Origin of the sequence: Winogradskyella ouciana (genome assembly GCF_009709615.1) — a bacterium.
GTDB lineage: Bacteria > Bacteroidota > Bacteroidia > Flavobacteriales > Flavobacteriaceae > Winogradskyella > Winogradskyella ouciana.
On record NZ_WJYA01000114.1, the window covers coordinates 1 to 271 of the forward strand.

The window sequence follows — 271 nt, forward strand, 5'->3', positions numbered from 1 at the left end:
CGCTAGCGGGAGGCCTAACACATGCAAGCCGAGCGGTAGAGTATCTTCGGATACTTGAGAGCGGCGTACGGGTGCGGAACACGTGTGCAACCTGCCTTTATCTGAGGGATAGCCTTTCGAAAGGAAGATTAATACCTCATAACATACTGATTGGCATCAATTAGTATTGAAAGCTCCGGCGGATAGAGATGGGCACGCGCAAGATTAGATAGTTGGTGAGGTAACGGCTCACCAAGTCAATGATCTTTAGGATCGGAAGAGCGCCATGCAG

Annotated in this window: 1 rRNA gene; it reads left to right on the forward strand. The window is 50.2% G+C overall.

The features are described from left to right. Positions 1-271: ribosomal RNA gene (locus F1003_RS15805) — 16S ribosomal RNA — on the forward strand; the annotation flags it as partial.